This window comes from Paenibacillus profundus, assembly GCF_021369635.1.
Taxonomy (GTDB): Bacteria; Bacillota; Bacilli; order Paenibacillales; family Paenibacillaceae; genus Paenibacillus_B; species Paenibacillus_B profundus.
The window spans coordinates 1-18,234 of sequence record NZ_JAJNBZ010000060.1 but is presented as its reverse complement, the minus strand read 5'-3'; the positions used below and the strand labels follow the sequence as shown (position 1 = coordinate 18,234).

The following is an 18,234-nucleotide window of genomic DNA, read 5'->3' as shown; positions in this document are numbered from 1 at the left end:
ACCGTTTCCGAAATCCGTCTGCGTGTCGGGCAGTTTATGGATGAAATCATGAAGTACCCTCATGCCATCATTGACCGCCTATGCGTTAGACTTTGATTGCTATCTTCTTTCGTTCAACTTATATAGATAAACATGCAGCGACAATTCGAACTCATCAGGCAGATTCCAATTCGGGGTGAAATTATACACGCTGTTTACCGTTTTGCCGTCTTCAGAAGGGATGGGATCCGTATAACTGTGCCCAAAATGTTCGTTCATTCCATCGATGAATAGCTCTACCCCCTTAATGTCCCGCCCGGGCGCTGGCTGAACGATGCCGATGGATAGTCTTGCTCCATCATAAATGACCTTTGACACATCGATTGTTGCACCGCTATTCGTCACGCTCTGATTGACATCATCAACCAGACCCTTCTCATCTGCCGCCTGCAGACCCAAATCACCTGCGACTTTGAAGACAGAATTAAGGAATGGAATTTGCTTCAAGGTTTGCGCCATCGTCGGGGATACGAACCCGGAACCGATAATGCCGAAGCCGATGACAGTTGCTGCTGCGGCTGTCATCATCCCTTTGCGGGAGCGGCCTCTTGTGCGTCTCGATGGATACTCTTTCAGGGAATTGTAAGACTGTTCGATTCGTTCTTTCACGACCTCAGGCAAAGCAGCGGGATGCTTGACTGGCGTAGCCCGCAAAGCGGCATATGTCTGATCGAAACGTTGTCTGATTACATCCGGCAAATCATCGGGTCTCTTGGCCACGGCTTGCTTCACAACTTGATCCAGTTCAACACGTTTCATAGTCGTTCTTCCTTTCGTAGGGATTGTCAATATATTTTCCTAGAACCGACCGGGCCCGATAGAGACGGGACTTCACCGTTCCTTCCGTTGTCTCGAGAAGCTCGGCAATGTCCTTAATCGTCATATCCTCAAAATAATGCAAGGTGATGACGATACGATGCATTTCTTCGAGCCGATCGATAGCAGCGACAAGATCGAGATATTCAATATTTTCATAGTCGGAAGCGGGTGAAGACAATGTCGGAAGCTCGGCCACGACTACGATTCTTTGTTGCCTGCTCATTATTTGCCGGCATTCGTTAATGACAATGCGGAACATCCACGTACGGAAATAAGCAGGCTCCCTAATCGTATGTATTGCTCGAAACGCTTTTAAGATGGCCTCCTGTATCGCGTCGGCGCAATCTTCATCCCGTCTGAGCATCGAGCGGGCCACTCCATACAAGCTAGCGTTCTACACCGGATATGAGGCAATTGAAAGCTTCGCAATCTCCCTGTTGAGCAAGCCTCACATCTTCTACGATTTGCACATCCATGCTCCTCCTCTATTCATCTGATTCTAATTAGTTAGATAGGGCACGCCTCCGCTCGGTTCCATATTTTTATGTTTTCATAAAAAAACTCCCAAGAAGCTACTGCTTCTCGGGAGAGCTGAACAACTGCTTGCGGTACTGTTCGGGAGTGCAACCAACCATTTGCTTGAATAGCCGTGAGAAATGAGGCAAGTGCTTGAATCCCGCGCGAAAGGATACATCCGTGACGCTCCATTGCGGTTCCGTCAAAAACCACACCTTCGCCTGATTAATACGGCGGTGATACAAATACGTGAACACCGTCGTACCGGTTACGTCTTTGAACACTTTGCTCAAATAATATTTGTTCAGATGCTGTCGCTCGGCGATATCGTCTAACGTCACATCTTCTTGATAGCAGCCTTCGATGACGCGAATCGTCTCCTGCACGTGCTTCTCGCGTTCGCCTGCCGGCGGCAACGCCGCCATAGGCTCTTTGCACCAGTCGTATATGCAATAAAGCAAATCCAAAAATGCCAGCTGCATCCGGCGCTCCCCGACGAAATCGCTTCGTCCTGCGAAGGATTTCATGCGCGTCAGCAGCCGCTCTGCTTCTTCCTGATGAGCACTCGGGAGCTTCAAACGCGCATACTTCAATTCCCGAAACGGGCGCAGCACATCATCTCTGGATTCGGCAAGCAAATTGGGATGAACCGCCTCGACATAGCGCGGATCGAAATGGATGATGGAGCGCACATACGGATAAGAGGTATCGATATTCGGCCGGTGCAGCGTGAGACCATGCATTAGAATCAGATCGCCCGGCTCCAGCATATATATTTGATCGCCGATCAGATAGTGCACTTTCCCGGCATGGAACATGTAAATCTCATAGCTGGAATGGGAATGAAAGTGCGGCACCTCGTAAGGCGCCGCATTCCGGTACTGCAATTCGAACATGCTGGTATGATGAATGAAAGACAACGATCTCTCCCCCTTCACGGATGAGCCGGGCAGAATGGAGCTGTCCTGCTTGCGTTCAGCGTTGTTAAAGTTGTCTGTGCCTATTAGGACTGAGCAGCCTCTTGAATGAGCGCTAAGACAAGCTCGCTCGTCTTCACCAGATCAGATACGTGAATCCGCTCTTTCGTCGTATGGATATCCAAGTAACCGACCGCAAGGTTCACTGTCGGCACGCCCATGCCGTTAAAGATGTTCGCATCGCTGCCGCCGCCGGAATGAAATAAGCGAGCGGTAGAGCCGATGCGTTCGACGGCACGCTGCGCCAGCTGCACCACTTCGTCCTTCTCGGTAAAGTTGAATGCCGGATATACGATATCGCTCTTGAATTCCGCACGCGCGCCGCAGTCGGCAGCCGCGCTTTCCAGCGCTTCCTTCATTGCCTTCACTTGCGCTTCCACCTTATGCTGCACGATGCTGCGTGCTTCCGCATCCAATTTTACATAGTCGCACACGATGTTCGTCGCGCCGCCGCCTGCAAATCGACCGATGTTCGCCGTCGTTTCGTGGTCAATCCGTCCCAGCGGCATGCGGGAAATCGCTTTGCTGGCCACTTGAATCGCGCTGATGCCATCTTCTGGATTCACGCCTGCATGCGCGGATTTGCCATACACTTCCATCGTAATCTTCGCTTGTGTCGGCGCCGCTACCGCAATCGCTCCGATCTCCCCGTTGGAGTCAAGCGCATAACCAAAGTCCGCTTCCAAATGCTTCGCATCCATCGCACGCGCGCCGACGAGGCCAGATTCTTCGCCAACCGTAATGATGAACTGAATTTGTCCGTGCGCCTGATTGTTCTCTTGAATGACCCGGATCGCTTCGAACATAGCGGCAAGACCGGCTTTATCATCTGAGCCGAGAATGGTCGTACCGTCGCTGCGAATATAGCCGTCCTCGCCAAGCTGCGGCTTGATTCCGTTGCCTGGTTGCACCGTATCCATGTGGGAAGTGAAGAACAAGCGCTTCGCTCCGTCCGTTCCTTCGGTTGCCGGCCAAGTGACAATCAAATTCCCTGCGCCATGACCGGTCGTCCCTGTCGTATCATCTTCCGTAACGCGCAAGCCCAATGCTTCGAATTGTTGCTTCAGCGTATCGCAGATGACACGCTCGTGCTTCGTTTCGCTGTCGATTTTCACCAATTCCATAAAATGTTGCACAAGTCTTTCCTGTTGGACCATTTCGCTTTCCTCCAGACGATTTCTTAGTTAAAATAGTGAGAAGTGCATCATGTATTGCGTAGAAAGGAGTTCTTTATACCGTGAAATCAACTAAATGGTTTAAAATTGTGGTTTACCTCATGCTGGCTGCCATGATCGGGTCGACCTTATTTGCCCTCATTGAACCTTTCATATTCGGTTAGACTGGGAGCCGCATCATACAGAGCAAGCAGCTTATGGGACAAGCCATGCATTCATGCATGGCTTCTCTTATATTTCGCGTAATGCGCTCAGACAGGCTTATTGCAGCTGCGTCCTGATGAGCGCGCGCTCAAAGCCCAGCACTTGTGTGACATGCGGCAGCAGCATCTGTCCTACCTGGTTCACGGAGAAGGTCTGACCTGTGCAATCCTCCAATGAGGTGACGCCATATTCGCTTATCCCGCAAGGGATAATTCCGCTAAAGCCTTCATGCTGTATGCCGCTCTTTACGTTCAGGGCAAAGCCGTGACTCGTCACGAATCCACGACGGTGGCGGCAGCGGTTGAACTTGACGCCGATGGCAGCAATCTTCAGATTTCCCACCCATACGCCAGTATACTCCGGTTTACGGCTGCCTTCGATGCCGAACGTTCCCAGGAATTGAATGATGGCTTCTTCCAAAGAACGCAAATAGCCGTGCAAATCGAGCTGGGGACCTTCAAGCAACAGCAAAGGGTATCCTACCAATTGCCCTGGACCATGGTATGTAATATCCCCTCCGCGATCGATTTCATAGACCGCGATTCCTTGCTGCTGCAGCTGTTCCGGACTGAGCAGCAGATGCTCGGGATGGCGCTGCGAGCCGATGGTATAGGTCGGAGGATGCTCCAGAAGGAGCAATGAATCTTGCTCCGTACCGTCATCGATAGCGTGCACCATTTCTTTTTGCTTATCCCAAGCGGCCCCATAGTCGATTCGATCCAAATAGTGAACGTTTATAGCTTTTCCTGAGCTTATCATTACCTTGTTAGGGTTCATCGTCTCACGCTTTCTTCTGTCGATTCGTGCCCGTGCTTAATATACCTTCGTATCCAGCGAATAGCCTTCCAGGTTCTCCTTGACGCGCTGCAGGAAGCGCCCGCAGATTACGCCATCCAAGATGCGGTGATCCAAGGACAGACACATATTGGCCATAGAGCGGACGGCAATCATATCGTTGATGACGACAGGCTTCTTCACAATGGATTCGAAGGTCAAAATAGCTGCTTGCGGGTAATTAATAATCGGATAAGACAGAATCGATCCGAACGACCCCGTGTTATTAACGGTGAACGTGCCGCCTTGCATATCGTCGAGCCGCAAGCGTCCCTCCCGTGTCTTGCGGGCCAATTCCTCAATTTCACGCGCCAACCCGGCAATGTTTTTCTGATCCGCCTGCTTGATGACCGGCGTCAATACCGAATCCTCTGTGCCCACTGCCAAAGACAAATTGATATCGCGCTTTACGATAATTTTGTCAACTGCCCAGTGGGAATTCATAATCGGATAATCTTTAATCGCATTAACTATAGCTTTCAGGACAAACGCCAAGTAAGTTAAGTTGATCCCTTCTTTGCGTTTGAATTCATCTTTTATTTTGCTCCGCAGCAGCACCAGGTTCGTCACATCAACTTCGATCATCGTCCACGCGTGCGGGATTTCCGATACGCTTTGACGCATATTTCTCGCAATAGTTTGACGAATCGGAGTCACGTCAATAAACGATTCCCCATGTCCCGCTCTGTCCCGTCCTTCGACTTCAATCGATGGGATGCGCGGCGTCTCGCCAAGATGAAGCCCTGAATGACGTACCGTCACATTTGCCTCCATGGAGCCCCTATTCGCATCACTTCCTTGCGAAGGCTGACTGCTGCTGACTGACGCGAAGGGAGACGCCGTGGCCGTCCCGCGGCCTGCTGCTGGTGTCGTCGCAGAAGCGGCATGCGCTGAAGTCTGCGGCTTCATCGTAGCCTCTGCATGGGACTCGATCGCAGCCATCACGTCTTTGCGCGTAATGCGTCCTCCCTGTCCTGTTCCGTTCACGCTTAGCAAGTCAACACCATGCTCCTGCGCCAGACGTTGTACGGCTGGTGAATACCGCTGCCGCATTTCCTGGCCTTGAGCCGTCCCGCTAATCGTCGTCCCCGCTGGAATCGATGGTGTTGCCTCTACTGCCGCTGGTGCAGCCACTGCCAGTGCTGGAGCTCCTTCCGGCAGCACACGGCAAATTACGGCGCCGACAGCGACCGTATCACCTTCCTGCGCCAAGATTTCGTTCATGACCCCAGCTTCCGTTGCTGGAATCTCTGCTACGACCTTGTCAGTGAGCACTTCACAGATCGGTTCGTACGCATCGAACGATTCGCCGGGACGCTTTAACCATTTCCCGATTGTAGCTTGCACGAGTGATTCCGCGAGCTGCGGCATGGTTACTTCTTTTACATTGTCTGAAGACATTGTTTCTCACTCCCGTTCTTGAACCGGCAGAGGAACAGCAGGATGCTGACGCTCCCGTGTCCTCGATCGATAGTTCCCGTTCATTAGAATAGCGCCAGCTGACGCATCGCTTCTTTTACTTTATCCTTGCTTAACATGAAGAACTTCTCCAATGGAGGACTGAACGGCATTGCCGGAATATCCGGTCCGCACAGCCGCTTGATTGGAGCATCCAAATCATACAGCAGTTCCTCTGAAATGATAGCAGACACTTCGGCGCCCACTCCGCCTGTCTTATTATCTTCATGAATGATGAGAACCTTGCCTGTCTTCGCTGCAGCCTCAAGAATGGCTTCACGATCGAGCGGCTGAATGGTGCGCAGATCGAGGATGTGCGCGCTAATGCCTTCTTTCGCCAATTCCTCAGCAGCCTGAAGGGCATAGTGAAGCGGCAGGCTGTAGCCAATAACGGTAATATCCGTCCCTTCGCGCAGTACATTCGCCTTACCGATAGGCACAATATAATCGTCGTCCGGAACGTCTCCTGTAATCATCCGATAGCACTTCTTATTCTCAAAAAAGATGACCGGATCGGGATCGCGCACCGCGGCTTTTAACAAGCCTTTCGCATCGTAAGCCGTGGCCGGAGCAACAATCTTGAGTCCCGGCGTCCCGAAAAAGACTGATTCCGGACATTGAGAATGATATAATCCGCCTGCCACTCCGCCGCCGATAGGGGCTCGGATAACTAAAGGACACGTCCAATCGTTGTTGGAACGGTAGCGAATCTTGGCCGCTTCGCTAATGATCTGGTTCGTTGCCGGGAACATGAAGTCCGAATATTGCATTTCCGCAATCGGCTTCATCCCAACCATGGCCGCACCGATAGCGACCCCGGCAATTGCCGATTCGGCCAGTGGCGTATCCAACGCACGCTCCTCACCGAATTGCTCATACAGCCCTTTCGTTGTGGTGAAGACGCCGCCCTTCACGCCGACATCCTCCCCAAGCACGAACACTTCGCTATCGCGCTCCATCTCTTCTTTCATCGCCAGTCGAATGGCGTCGATATATTCCATTACTGCCATGTTCCGCGTTCCTCCTCTGCGTAGACATGTGTCAATGCATCTTCCGGCTGTGGAAATGAAGCCTGTTCCCCATAAGCCGTCGCATCGTCGATAATGGCTTTCAATTCCGCAAGCAGCTTGGCCTCATCTTCTTCCGACCAAATGCCGCATTCCATCAAATACGCTTTATAGCGAGGTATTCCGTCCTTCTCCCAATTCGCGTCGACTTCTTCCTTCGTCCGATAAGCCAAGTCGTTGTCTGAAGTGGAGTGAGGCGATAATCGGTACATCATCGCTTCGATCAGCGTCGGTCCTTCACCGCGCACCGCCCGTTCACGCGCTTCTTTCATGACGCGAAATACTTCCAGCACATCACAGCCGTCGACGCGCACTCCTGGGAATCCGTAGCCTAGCGCCCGATCGCTAATTCGACCGGCCACCTGCTTGGCGATAGGCACCGAAATCGCATATTGGTTGTTCTCAACCATGATGATAGCCGGTACTTTGTGGACTCCCGCAAAGTTGCAGCCTTCATGAAAATCTCCCTGATTGCTAGAGCCTTCTCCCAAGGTGACGAAGGACACCGAATCTTCCTTACGCATCTTAGCGGCAAGCGCTATGCCTACAGCGTGCGGAACCTGAGTCGTTACCGGACTGGAGCTGGTAACGATACGCAGCCGTTTGCAGCCGAAGTGGCCCGGCATTTGGCGTCCGCCGCTGTTCGGATCCTGCACTTTCCCGAACAGGGCAAGCATTAATTCGCGCACGGTCATGCCGACAGACAGCACGAAGCCGTAATCGCGGTAATATGGCAAGAAATAGTCTTTATTCTGGTCAAGGGCAAATGCGGCTGCGACTTGGGCCGCTTCTTGGCCGATGCCGGAGACATGGAAGTTAATTTTCCCGGCACGCTGCAGCAGCAACGCGCGTTCGTCATATTTACGGGCAAGCACCATCATGCGGTACATTTCAATGGCTTGCGCATTCGTTAATCCGAGTTCTTCATGCTTCATCTTCTGACGAACAGTCACGTCAGGCGTCATGGAGTCATCCTCCTTTAATATCAACGTAATCCGTCCATTCCGGTCAAGCAATTCATTACATAATACCAGGTACTAAGACTTGAGCCTAACACTATTATAACCTTAACCTTTTGAAAAAGAAAACGTCAGATCCGTCCAGCTTGTCACATGCTTAACGATCGCCCTTCCATCGCCAACATCGCTTCTCCCATAATTTCAGACAGAGATGGATGCGGATGAATGACATGGCCCATTTCCCATGGCGTGGCATCCAGCCATTTGGCCACTGCCGCCTCGCCAATCAATTCGGTAGCATGCGGACCGACAATATGAACACCAAGCAAGTCGCTGCTCTTCGCGTCGGCGATCACTTTCACAAATCCGTCCGTTTCCCCGTGCACGATGGCCTTGCCAATCGCTTGAAACGGCATTTTGCTCACTTGAATATCCATTCCGGCTGCTCTCGCTTCCTTCTCCGTCCAACCTATAGAAGCCGCTTCCGGCATCGAGTAGATACAACGCGGAATACGACGGTAATCGAGGGAAATAGCTGCCTGTCCATTGAAGTGGCTAACTGCGGCGAGCGCTTCTGCGGAGGCTGCATGGGCAAGCTGGAGTCCGCCAATCACATCGCCAATCGCATATATATGTGGTTCATTCGTCTGCATCCATTCATTGACTCGGATGAATCCATCCGCAGACTCGACTCCTGAATTTTCCAGTCCGATATTTTCAATATTGGCTTGTCTGCCTATACATACGAGAAGCTTGTCTGCAATTATGCTAGATGTCTCTCCACCCACTTCAACGAGCAAATGCACCTCGCCGGCAGCTTCATCCACATGTATTTCTTCAGTTTGTATTTTCGCTTGCGTATGTATACGGGCCCCTCGCTTCTTCAACTGCCGCTCAAGCTCGCGCGAGGTATCTTCATCCTCCTGCGGCACGATATGCGAGGCAGCTTCGATGACATCCACCTCCACGCCGAAATCGACGAGCATGGACGCCCATTCCATTCCGATAACTCCGCCTCCCACGATGGCGACGCGACGCGGCAAAGCCGTCCATTCCAGCGCCTCATCCGTCGTCACCACATAGGTTCCATCTACTTGAAGTCCTGGTAATGCACGCGGTCTTGAACCTGTCGCTATAATCAACTGCTTCGGAACGAGCGTCACCGCTTCTCCGTTATCACACTCAACGGCTACTGAGCCGCTCTTCGGCGAAAAAATAGACGGCCCCATAACTCGTCCATTGCCTTGGATGACTTCGATATGGTGCTTGCGCATCAGGAATTGCACTCCGCGATGCAGCTGCTCGACAACTTCCTGCTTCCGGGATTGCACGCGCTCAAAGTTCAGCTTTACTCCTTCGATCTCGATACCGAACGTGCTGCTATTCTGTGCTTGTCTATATAATTCTGCGCTCCGCAATAGCGCTTTGCTCGGTATGCAGCCGCGATGCAGGCAGGTTCCGCCCAGCTTCTCCCGTTCGATGACAACTACCTTCTTCCCTGCTTGCGAAGCCGCGATTGCTGCAATATATCCACCCGTTCCGCCACCGAGTATGGCGACGTCCACTTGTTTTGTCATTGATCAACACTCCTTTAGACGATATTTCCGCTATAAGCGCATGTTCAAAATGGAACTTTCTGAACAACCTCTATAAAACGTACAACTCCAATGGTTCTATTGTACTCTCTTTTTGTTCACCCGCCAAACATGTTTCCCAGATGCGCACACCAGCAGGAGCAGGAAAGATTAGACATGTGCTGCAAATCACGATAAGATAAGGGGAGACGAATCTAACAATGAACTGACAGGTGATATCATTATGAAGCAGACGCATGTCATCACTCGTTTTATCGCCATATTGTTGCTTGTCCTGCCAGGCATAGCGGCTACATACGGCTTTCTCGTTATGAAAAATGTCATCTTCCAATACATCGCCGACAAAGGGAATGATGCAATCGCCAACCCGGCATTCGGATGGTTGTCACTTTTAGGCGGACTTGTACTGTTCCTCATTGGCGCAGGCTTTATCGGCGGATGGATCTTCTATCGTGACCGCAAGCGCAACTATGTGGCGGCCCGCTTCCGCAAGAAGCGGCCCAAGCCCGCTTCATTGAAATAATAAAGGCCCCTTCCATTCGACTTGACTCGTGGGAAGGGGCCTTACTCTATGGATAGGGCGGTTGCACCTTTCGTCCGTAAGAGTCCGCCCTGTCTGCGCGGCTAGAGCTCCCGCTTTACTTGCCTTTGTCTTCGTCAGCTGGACGGTCCCCGGCAGTACGTTGTGTGCCACCGCTTGTTAATCCATCCTGCTCGGAGCCTGCCGGCGTTGAACCCGATTGCGCCAACTTCGCCTTCAGTCTGGCGAGTTCCTGAGCGATGAACTCCTCTTTTGAGAGCTGTTCCGGCTCGGTACGTTCAGATTCCATTTCGCTCGTTGACGGCAGTTCCTGCGCATCGTGAAGCGGCTCTTCATTTGTATCGTTATACGATGTGTCAGGAGAACGTTTCGTCGCCTCCTCATTCATCGTTTCTTCTTTTTCCGGAGTGGTCGGCAGCAGATCCATATCGCGCAGCATGCGCTCCGGTATCATAATGACGTTTCGAGTGCCGCTTATTTTTTCGTAGAAAAGACGCTTATCTTTTTTAAACAAATGAAGCAAGAGATGAATGAACAGCACTCCATTGAAAATGAGCCACGCCAAGAAAATCGCTACCATAACAAGAGGGGAATCCATCACTTCGTTGAAATTCAATACATACCAGAACACGTAGTTGATGCCGCCAACACCGAAATAGAGAATCCCGTACCGTTTGAGCAATCCAGAGAAGGATACGACACGTTGTTGTTCTTCTGAATCCAATCGGTCTTCTTGCAGATGAATCCGTGTCACCCATTTACCGAACGTCTTGCCTTCCGTAAATAGCGGCAGCACAATGAAGTAGATGAATATGCCCGCTGCCAAATAAATAGGATTCATGCTTAGTAAATCGAATTTCGCCATTCTTTCTTTATATACTAGAGCAGTGAACACGATGTACACGCAGCCCATCACGATGGACAAGACTATTGAATCGAGCCATACGGCGATACCTCTGCGGATAAATCCAACCGGCTTGCTCTTCAAATCGACTTTATCGTCCAATTGATGCGAACGAGGCAGGAAATACGTAATCAGTGGCGCCAGCAAAAATCCGGCCATACCGCCTAACGTATTCAGAAGCAGATCATCCACGTCGAACAAGCGATACGGACAGTCGTAAATGCCATACAACCCGGTACGCTGCGTTACTTCAAAGAACAAGGATACCAGCAATGCAATCACGGTCGTCTGCAAGAAGGAGCGGCGGAAGTAATAGCGCAAGTACACTCCTAGCGGCAGTGTCAGCACCATATTAAACGCCGCTTGAAAAAATGCCCGCTCCTGCAACAAATAGACATAGGTGCTCGGATGTGACCATTCAACTCTGGATTCTTTCACAATATCGCGAACGAATTGAAACGGCCTCAGCTGCTCAAATACGGCGCTCGACCGCTCCACGCAATTATGTGTTTGCGCAGGCAGCGGCAAAATGACGAGATAAAAAGCGGAAATAAAATAAAGCAGCATGGAATACAGCACGAGAGAACGCACTTTATTAACGTAGCCGTATTTGCGGTATTGCACGATCAGAAACGGGAGCGTCAAAAAAAGCGCTACGAAAGGAAATGTAATGAGGGCAATCTTAATCGGAAACAAATATGTGTTCATGAATAATCCTTCCTATATCAAATTGTCGCAAAAATTAATGTACCGACTTCACAGGCGGTTGTCAACCTTTTATCATTGACGCAATAAAACAAATAACCGCCCTTCATTAGCCTTCGTAATGATCTAATGAACGAGCGGTACCTATGTATTCGGATCCGGTCTAACGAATGAATATCCCGCCAAACGGTATCGTCTCCCTCATGATTCTTTTAACCAAGCCGTCCCCTTCTAAATCATGCTCCAATTGACGATCGTTTATGTTCGTTTGCAGCAGGACATGCCCTGTTCCGGTTATTTCCCACTGAACATTCATATTCTGACTCGCGATCGAGTTGCCATACACGCATGGCTTCAGCGTCGCATTCTCAGGATAGGCGACAAGGCAGCCGATATTCACATAGGTGGGCTGCTCCGGATGCAGCTGCATCGAATACAAGGGACCGTTCGACAAGATGCCTAACAATCCATCGTCAGCATGGAACTTCATCTTTACGATTTCTTTTGTAATGAGCACATTTTTCAACTTTTGGATGCGCCGCTCTACATGAATGCCTTCGGTGTAGAACAGAATATGCTTCCATTCAAACAGCAGATCGCTGCCCTCCGTAATATGCAGTGTCTTTAAGCAATAACCGTTCGGCAAGCCTAGCATAACGGAAGACGGTCCACTGATTCTAGATTGTATAAATTTGCGTTTGCGGTACATCCCGGCAATGTCCATGAACCGATCCTCACGATTGGCGGAATTGCCTTGGAAGGCGATAATTTGCCGCGGGTGCAAAATATAAACGGCCTCATCCCCGCTCAGATGCAGGGAAGTCATCTGTGCATGCAATTCTTGGGCTTCTTGAATGACTTCCATCAGCTTCTCCTTTATTTCATCGTTCGGCGCCAGACAAAGATACGCAGTACCCGGGTCATAATAATATATAGCAGAACCAGACCAATCCCTGTAAATACAGTAATCATAATCCGGCGAAATTGCAGCTTCTCCTGCAGCTTCGCTTCCACATCTTTCTGCTCCCATTGATCAATACGCTGGAGCAATTGCTCATTTTGCTGCCTGAGCGATTCGTTCTCGGCCTGCAATTGCTGCTGCATGGCGTCGGACTGACGTTTTGCATCCTCAAGTGACTGCCGTGTTTCTTCATATTGCTGCTTCATCTTGTCAAAATCAGCCGGAAGCTCTGACAGCTTCTGCAGGAATCCAGCATGAGCGGACGGACTGGGAACAAGGAACATGATACTAAAAAAGAGCAGCATACTTAGCCATAATGCCAGTCTTTCCCTTTTTTTTCTTGGTTGCATACCATCCGCCTCCTTTTGAGATGAATTCAACTATTCACCTATCAATCGACAATTTCCATCAACATTATAGCATATCTTTGTCGGTTGAAAAGGAAATGTAAGGTTACAAAATCGTTAGATAACAGTTGATTTTCGGGGAAAATGGTCAACCACCGGAACCTTTTACAGCACTTTTGCTTACTATATCAGTAATGCAGGACTCATAAGGGGGAACCGTGATGCGTGATGAGGATCAACGAAAAGTACTGCTTATTGTCGTCATTTTATTGGTTATTGTTTTCTCATCCGGTCTTGTGGAACCTATACCTGAACCAAAAGAAACCGTCTCTTAACATGTTTGCAATAGATTCGTCAACCAACATGGATAATTTGACAAGAAGGTGAGTGTCAGTGACCTTTTCGAAAGGACGGCAAAAAAAATGTAACGATAAAAATAAAAACAATAAAAAAAAAAGCAGTACCCCAAAACTGACTATCGATCAGATCGCGGTCATCGCCGCCTTGTTAACAAATTCACTTAAAGTGCAGTCAATCCTCGTTGACCGAGATCAAGCAGTGGAAGTGCTGCTTATCGGATCTCTCCGCAAAAAGACACAAATGGATCAGCTTGTTGAGCAAATAAGCGACCTCTCCATCGGAGATTTTTTAGACAGCTTGAACAATCTAAAAAAATAACGGGGCGGCATCAATATATCTGGCTATTGTCGTGCAAAAGCAACTTCTGATTGTTCGCCCTGCTTTATACGAAACTGGGACAAGCCTGTTTACTTTTTAATGGAGAATATTACTTTTGGTTGCTGATGATTAGGGCGGGCAGAAGACGAGCGGAAGAAATCGTTAGAGCCGCTTTCTTATCATGATCGCCATGCGTCCGGATGTCGGTCACTTTGCATTCATAAGCGACGTAGGCATCCGTCAGCATCGGCACATTGACTTCACGACCTTCTTCAAATTAATCAGAAGATCTTGCTGGAAGAATGCACGATAATCTATAACTTCAATTGGTAAGTGTGTAGGGTTAACCCAGCCGGCAGTGACGGAACGTGTCCGTCGATTAGAGGAAAACGGTATAATTACGGATTACCGTACGGTGGTCTCCCATGAAAAAATGGGAATGAATACGGTGGCTTTTATGCTCTTTCGTACAACACAATGCAATTCATTTATTGACCATTGTCACCAATTGATTACAAATTGCTAATTCCATTGGTTTTAGAGGAACTATCCACTTCGAGAAACTTGAAATACGGAGCACATCTTCGCGACACGGAGCTGAAAGTGGTGTTAGTATACAAATCCATAGATCAGCGCCGGTCCTTTGCGAAGTAGTGCATTACCTTTTTTAGAATTTCGTTCTCTTCTTCAATGTCTCGAATCTTTTTCTATAGTTCATGCATTGCTTGGTTTCGGGCTTCAAATAGACTACTACCGACAATCAAACCACTACTATTTTATATACGGTGTCTAATTTTCCACCAAGTCTTTTATTTAAAGGGATTTTAATATCTCTAGCTAATTCTTTAAAAAAGATAACTGCGTCACATTTTACGTTTTCAGCCAACACGGTTATAACACCTTCTGCAACAATATTCTGATTAAGCTCAGTGGGAACAGTAACATCAATCGGATAGTGCTTTGCCAATGTTTTACTATATCTAGCGAATATCTCAATTAATTCTTCATTATTGAATTTTTCTATTGCCGTTTTTCCTTTATTAGTAAAAACCAAATTAATTTTCATTTTCATATTTCCCCTTTTCTATTTAGTTCAAAACCGAAATCAGTACTTGGCAGGATGACGTAAGGCGGAAAATAGAAAAAATCTGCTTTTCCTTTATTGTTGTAAGCACCACACCAACAAAAAAAAGGAGCGAACAGATGCATTATTAGTATATCAATCTTTTGCTGAACTTGCCAGAGGTTCTGGTTATCCAAATCATACTTGTAAGCAAAAGGAGCAGCCAGGATTGGTCTTAGGGATAAATGATGGCAATTTAGTCGGAAGTTAGACATGTCGTATTCGCGCGATAACATCCGGCTTAAACCTTTGAATGTCTCCGTTATGCTTTCGTTCAGCTTATGAATCTGTTCGATATAGCATTGCGCCAGACACATACGGCTCACCCTTAGTTTTCACAGACATAGTCTAATAATAATGGAGGGTATTTTGTGGAGATATTTGGAGAGAAACTATTGCTGTCAAGGATTTCTGTTAATGATTTAGATTTCATTTGCAGGTTAGAATGTGATAAGAACTTATGGTGTTTTGAAGAAGATGTGCCGTCGGATGAACAAGTTGTTCGAGAAAAATATCTGCATAAAATCAATGAAAGCGACCAAACGAGCAGTTATGATTTTATTGTAAGTATTGCAACGGATAAAAGGAAAACGCCCATCGGTTTAGCGCAAGTTTGGAGCTATATCGAATATAGAAAAAGCTGGGAAATAGGGTATGCCATACTTCCGGAATATGGGGGTAAGGGTTACGGAAGTGAAGCGGCCACACTTTTATTGAAATTCGCATTTGAACATTTACATGCCCATAAAGTGGTTGGAATGTGCAATTCAAATAATACTCGTTCCGTATCACTTATGAAACATATTGGAATGACAAAGGAAGCTGTTTTTAAAGAGGAGCTTTTTTGGCAAAATCAATGGACTGATCAATATTATTTTTCAATTCTGGAAAAAGAGTTTTTCGCAAACTAATATATTCATTCAACGGTATGTGAATGATGGGTTTACATAAATGCAGTCCGCTCTTCGTCAACGTGACGGTATCCTCTGCGTTATTCTCCCGTCTTACGCTAAAGGAATGTAAACGGTTGCCCGACAAGAAGGAGTGCAAACGATACAGGAAAAGAAATAAGCCCCGTTTTATTCAACGGGCCTTTTTCTTTATGTAACAATCATTGTGGTATTAACTTTCTTTGAAATGAAGCACAAAGCCTGGTCTTCCTGCATTTTTAACTTGGCATTTATAAACAACATTATCTATAGAAATAACTGCAGGTCTATCATATTTGACAAACTCGTATGTTACCTTTTCTTTCATACAATAACGTTCAATTTCATCTAAAAATTCTTGTTTATTCTTTGGAAGTTGATCCAATTCAACCATAAAAACCTTTCTTCAAAAGCTTTTTCCAAAGATTTTTCATCATGATTGTCTCCCCTCTTTTATAATTGATTACTTCTAATAATTCTATTATACACTATCTTTTATTACTTCATTAATTTTCATCACAACACTTCTTTCTTTATGTATCCGCAAACGCTCCGCCGGCATCACGTAGGCTCCGTTTTTATAACGGGGCTTGTTCGCTATTATAAATAAGAAGAAACTCGGTTGATAAGAGTCTGAATTGGGGTATAACAAGAACGAATGTTCTTGTTTAGAGGTGGTTAATGATGTCCCCTGTCGGAGCAACAACGGAGGAACTCGAATTGATAAAATCGTATCTTTTACTCCCGATGATTCTGTCAGTATTCGAACGCGACTCGAACTCATCAAGGAGTCCTTCAAAACTCCGGGACCGTATACGGAGATGATTACGCATTGGATTGTACAACGACGGTGCTTTCGGATGTTCGACGGGAGTTTCGGAAACGCGGTATAAAGGTGTGCGAAGTCACGCGGGATGGTACCGGAGTTTACTGAGTCGTGGATTCGGGGATGTCGAGAAATATACGCCCACCGACGTATGATTACGTCAGTGGGCGACATCCTCCTACGGCTACCATAAGATAACGATACGATTACGTCGTGATCATCACATTCAGATTAACAAGAAAAAAGTATACCGTCTTTGCAAAGAGATGGAGATCCTGGACAAGCCTAGAACCCTGAAAACAGTCCGTCCGCACCAGGTAGCTAATAACATGGAAGTTACTGGGCCGAATCAATTGTGGCAATTGGACGTGAAATACGGCTACGTGGCTGGCTTGCAGCGTTACTTCTACACAGCGAATATGATCGATGTCTATGATCGAAAGATTGTAGGATACCACTGTGGAAAAGACTGTACCACCAAGGATATCCTGGCGACCGTCCAGAAAGCGTTACTGAGTCGGAACATCTTCGTACAAGAGACGCCACTAGTCATCCGAACGGATAATGGGCCACAGTTTAAAAACAACAAATTTAGAGAGTTTTGCGAGGGTGTAGACGGACTGATCCATGAACGTACACCTAATCGAACTCCGAATAAAAACGCGTATGTAGAGTCCTTTCACAGCATTTTGGAACGTGAATGCTTTAAGCGCCATATGTTTATGAGCTTCGAGGAAGCCTTTGCCGCAGTGGATCGGTTTATGGATTTTTACAACAACCGGAGAATCCACATGAGATTGTACGGCTATTCTCCTACGGAATCTCTTGCGAAACTCGAAAAAAACGAAGTGAGTGCATTTAAACTGGCGCTTTAGTAAGAGAAGTCCTTTTTATCTCCTGAAGTGTCCAAAATTAAGGGGCTGGACCGTTTTCACTCATTAAATCACCTACTTAGTCTTTTTACTAATATTATAAACGGATTATATTCGAAAGGTAGAGGACGTCTAATACGACGGTAATATTGCGGATACGATGCGGAGAATAAGTAAGCCCCGTTTTACTCAACGGGGCCTTTTTCGTATGACTTACGGTCGGACACACCTAGGTACGATTTTAATCCATCCTGTAGTATCCGTGAGAAATTAACGTTTGCTTCTTCGGCTGCATCGTTAAGCCATTTCGGTATGGTTAACGTCTTCTTGACCGCTTTTTCCGCCATATAGTCGCGGAAGGGCGGCATCCACACTTCGACCAATACAACGGTCTGGCTCGGCTCATGTTCGACGGACAACGCACGAGTAGGTTCCGGAATATCATCGCCATCTTGTTCCATCGAGTACAAATGCAGCGCAATGCACTCCTTCGCCATATTGAACGCTTCCTCTTCGGTATCTCCGCAAGTTAATGCTCCGGGTAAATCTGGGAACTCAACGGAAATGCCATCGTCGGCATAATCGAAGATTGCCGGAAAAATATAACGATTTTTCAATTTTATCAACTCCTTAGTACCGATACTTATATATTGAGCATTTTGCATAATTCCAAATCTGGGTGAAGTGCAGAGAGAAGTGCTCAAC

21 protein-coding genes and 1 pseudogene are annotated in these 18,234 nt (G+C 47.7%); 6 read left to right on the top strand and 16 right to left on the bottom strand.

All coding sequences use genetic code 11. The annotated features are described in order from the left end of the window. Positions 1-99: 99 nt before the first annotated feature. The 4 genes from LQV63_RS30330 to LQV63_RS30315 all read right to left on the bottom strand — a co-directional run bounded on the left by LQV63_RS30330 (position 100) and on the right by LQV63_RS30315 (position 3,508). Positions 100-798: a DUF4179 domain-containing protein gene (locus LQV63_RS30330; RefSeq protein WP_233699504.1), complete on the bottom strand. Its 699-nt coding sequence runs from the start codon at positions 796-798 to the stop codon at positions 100-102. After that, positions 785-1,222 carry a sigma-70 family RNA polymerase sigma factor gene (locus LQV63_RS30325; RefSeq protein WP_233699503.1) on the bottom strand — a complete coding sequence of 146 codons (438 nt, stop codon included), beginning with the start codon at positions 1,220-1,222 and terminating at the stop codon, positions 785-787. The genes LQV63_RS30330 and LQV63_RS30325 overlap by 14 nt, the downstream gene beginning before the upstream one ends. Positions 1,223-1,430: 208 nt before the next feature. Continuing rightward, positions 1,431-2,294 carry a helix-turn-helix transcriptional regulator gene (locus LQV63_RS30320; protein ID WP_233699502.1) on the bottom strand — a complete coding sequence of 288 codons (864 nt, stop codon included), beginning with the start codon at positions 2,292-2,294 and terminating at the stop codon, positions 1,431-1,433. Positions 2,295-2,377: 83 nt separating this feature from the next. Further along, positions 2,378-3,508: a M20/M25/M40 family metallo-hydrolase gene (locus tag LQV63_RS30315; protein WP_019422884.1), complete on the bottom strand. Its 1,131-nt coding sequence runs from the start codon at positions 3,506-3,508 to the stop codon at positions 2,378-2,380. Between the two features lie 80 nt (positions 3,509-3,588). Here LQV63_RS30315 and prli42 point away from each other — a divergent pair, with 80 nt between their 5' ends. Then, a complete protein-coding gene (prli42, locus tag LQV63_RS30310; RefSeq protein WP_019422885.1) occupies positions 3,589-3,690 on the top strand; it encodes a stressosome-associated protein Prli42 in 102 nt (33 codons plus the stop codon). A 97-nt stretch (positions 3,691-3,787) separates the two neighbouring features. On the opposite strand, the gene lipB is transcribed toward prli42, so the two are convergent. The 5 genes from lipB to lpdA form a co-directional block, all read right to left on the bottom strand. Further along, complete coding sequence (gene lipB, locus LQV63_RS30305) at positions 3,788-4,507, bottom strand: lipoyl(octanoyl) transferase LipB (RefSeq protein ID WP_233699501.1); 720 nt, start codon at positions 4,505-4,507, stop codon at positions 3,788-3,790. Positions 4,508-4,543: 36 nt separating this feature from the next. Then, complete coding sequence (locus LQV63_RS30300) at positions 4,544-5,965, bottom strand: dihydrolipoamide acetyltransferase family protein (RefSeq protein ID WP_233699500.1); 1,422 nt, start codon at positions 5,963-5,965, stop codon at positions 4,544-4,546. 83 nt (positions 5,966-6,048) lie between these two features. After that, on the bottom strand, positions 6,049-7,032 hold the full coding sequence (locus LQV63_RS30295) for an alpha-ketoacid dehydrogenase subunit beta (protein WP_019422888.1): 984 nt from the start codon (positions 7,030-7,032) through the stop codon (positions 6,049-6,051). Beyond that, positions 7,023-8,054: a thiamine pyrophosphate-dependent dehydrogenase E1 component subunit alpha gene (locus tag LQV63_RS30290; RefSeq protein WP_019422889.1), complete on the bottom strand. Its 1,032-nt coding sequence runs from the start codon at positions 8,052-8,054 to the stop codon at positions 7,023-7,025. Before LQV63_RS30290 ends, LQV63_RS30295 begins: the two co-directional genes overlap by 10 nt. 143 nt (positions 8,055-8,197) lie before the next feature. Further along, positions 8,198-9,625: a dihydrolipoyl dehydrogenase gene (gene lpdA, locus LQV63_RS30285; protein WP_233699499.1), complete on the bottom strand. Its 1,428-nt coding sequence runs from the start codon at positions 9,623-9,625 to the stop codon at positions 8,198-8,200. Between the two features lie 241 nt (positions 9,626-9,866). On the opposite strand from lpdA, the gene LQV63_RS30280 reads away from it, so the two are divergent. Then, a complete protein-coding gene (locus LQV63_RS30280) occupies positions 9,867-10,166 on the top strand; it encodes a DUF2627 domain-containing protein (protein WP_019422891.1) in 300 nt (99 codons plus the stop codon). Between the two features lie 115 nt (positions 10,167-10,281). On the opposite strand, the gene LQV63_RS30275 is transcribed toward LQV63_RS30280, so the two are convergent. The 3 genes from LQV63_RS30275 to LQV63_RS30265 form a co-directional block, all read right to left on the bottom strand. After that, positions 10,282-11,796 carry a VanZ family protein gene (locus tag LQV63_RS30275; RefSeq protein WP_233699498.1) on the bottom strand — a complete coding sequence of 505 codons (1,515 nt, stop codon included), beginning with the start codon at positions 11,794-11,796 and terminating at the stop codon, positions 10,282-10,284. Between the two features lie 160 nt (positions 11,797-11,956). Continuing rightward, positions 11,957-12,658 carry an AIM24 family protein gene (locus tag LQV63_RS30270; protein ID WP_019422893.1) on the bottom strand — a complete coding sequence of 234 codons (702 nt, stop codon included), beginning with the start codon at positions 12,656-12,658 and terminating at the stop codon, positions 11,957-11,959. 11 nt (positions 12,659-12,669) lie between these two features. Further along, positions 12,670-13,104 (bottom strand): cell envelope integrity protein TolA, encoded by a 435-nt coding sequence (locus tag LQV63_RS30265; RefSeq protein ID WP_233699497.1) that lies wholly within the window; start codon positions 13,102-13,104, stop codon positions 12,670-12,672. A 390-nt stretch (positions 13,105-13,494) separates the two neighbouring features. Here LQV63_RS30265 and LQV63_RS30260 point away from each other — a divergent pair, with 390 nt between their 5' ends. Next, complete coding sequence (locus LQV63_RS30260; protein WP_233699496.1) at positions 13,495-13,779, top strand: hypothetical protein; 285 nt, start codon at positions 13,495-13,497, stop codon at positions 13,777-13,779. Between the two features lie 109 nt (positions 13,780-13,888). Here the strand turns inward: LQV63_RS30260 and LQV63_RS30255 are convergent, their stop codons facing one another. Continuing rightward, a complete protein-coding gene (locus LQV63_RS30255; RefSeq protein ID WP_233699495.1) occupies positions 13,889-14,032 on the bottom strand; it encodes a hypothetical protein in 144 nt (47 codons plus the stop codon). Positions 14,033-14,095: 63 nt separating this feature from the next. On the opposite strand from LQV63_RS30255, the gene LQV63_RS30250 reads away from it, so the two are divergent. After that, the gene (locus tag LQV63_RS30250) at positions 14,096-14,305 is read left to right on the top strand and encodes an Lrp/AsnC family transcriptional regulator (RefSeq protein WP_325175941.1); all 210 of its coding nucleotides are present in this window, start codon (positions 14,096-14,098) and stop codon (positions 14,303-14,305) included. Positions 14,306-14,539: 234 nt separating this feature from the next. Here the strand turns inward: LQV63_RS30250 and LQV63_RS30245 are convergent, their stop codons facing one another. Beyond that, positions 14,540-14,845, bottom strand: coding sequence for a hypothetical protein (locus LQV63_RS30245; protein ID WP_019422898.1), 306 nt, complete (start codon positions 14,843-14,845; stop codon positions 14,540-14,542). Positions 14,846-15,273: 428 nt separating this feature from the next. Between LQV63_RS30245 and LQV63_RS30240 the strand changes: the two genes are divergently transcribed. Continuing rightward, a complete protein-coding gene (locus tag LQV63_RS30240) occupies positions 15,274-15,813 on the top strand; it encodes a GNAT family N-acetyltransferase (RefSeq protein WP_233699494.1) in 540 nt (179 codons plus the stop codon). Positions 15,814-16,024: 211 nt separating this feature from the next. Here the strand turns inward: LQV63_RS30240 and LQV63_RS30235 are convergent, their stop codons facing one another. Continuing rightward, complete coding sequence (locus tag LQV63_RS30235) at positions 16,025-16,225, bottom strand: DUF4318 domain-containing protein (protein WP_233699493.1); 201 nt, start codon at positions 16,223-16,225, stop codon at positions 16,025-16,027. A 617-nt stretch (positions 16,226-16,842) separates the two neighbouring features. Between LQV63_RS30235 and LQV63_RS30230 the strand changes: the two are divergent. Then, positions 16,843-17,532, top strand: a pseudogene (locus tag LQV63_RS30230) (IS3 family transposase); the annotation flags it as partial. Positions 17,533-17,714: 182 nt separating this feature from the next. Here LQV63_RS30230 and LQV63_RS30225 read toward each other — a convergent pair. Further along, positions 17,715-18,146, bottom strand: coding sequence for a type II toxin-antitoxin system HicB family antitoxin (locus LQV63_RS30225; protein WP_233699492.1), 432 nt, complete (start codon positions 18,144-18,146; stop codon positions 17,715-17,717). Between the last annotated feature and the right edge of the window lie 88 nt (positions 18,147-18,234).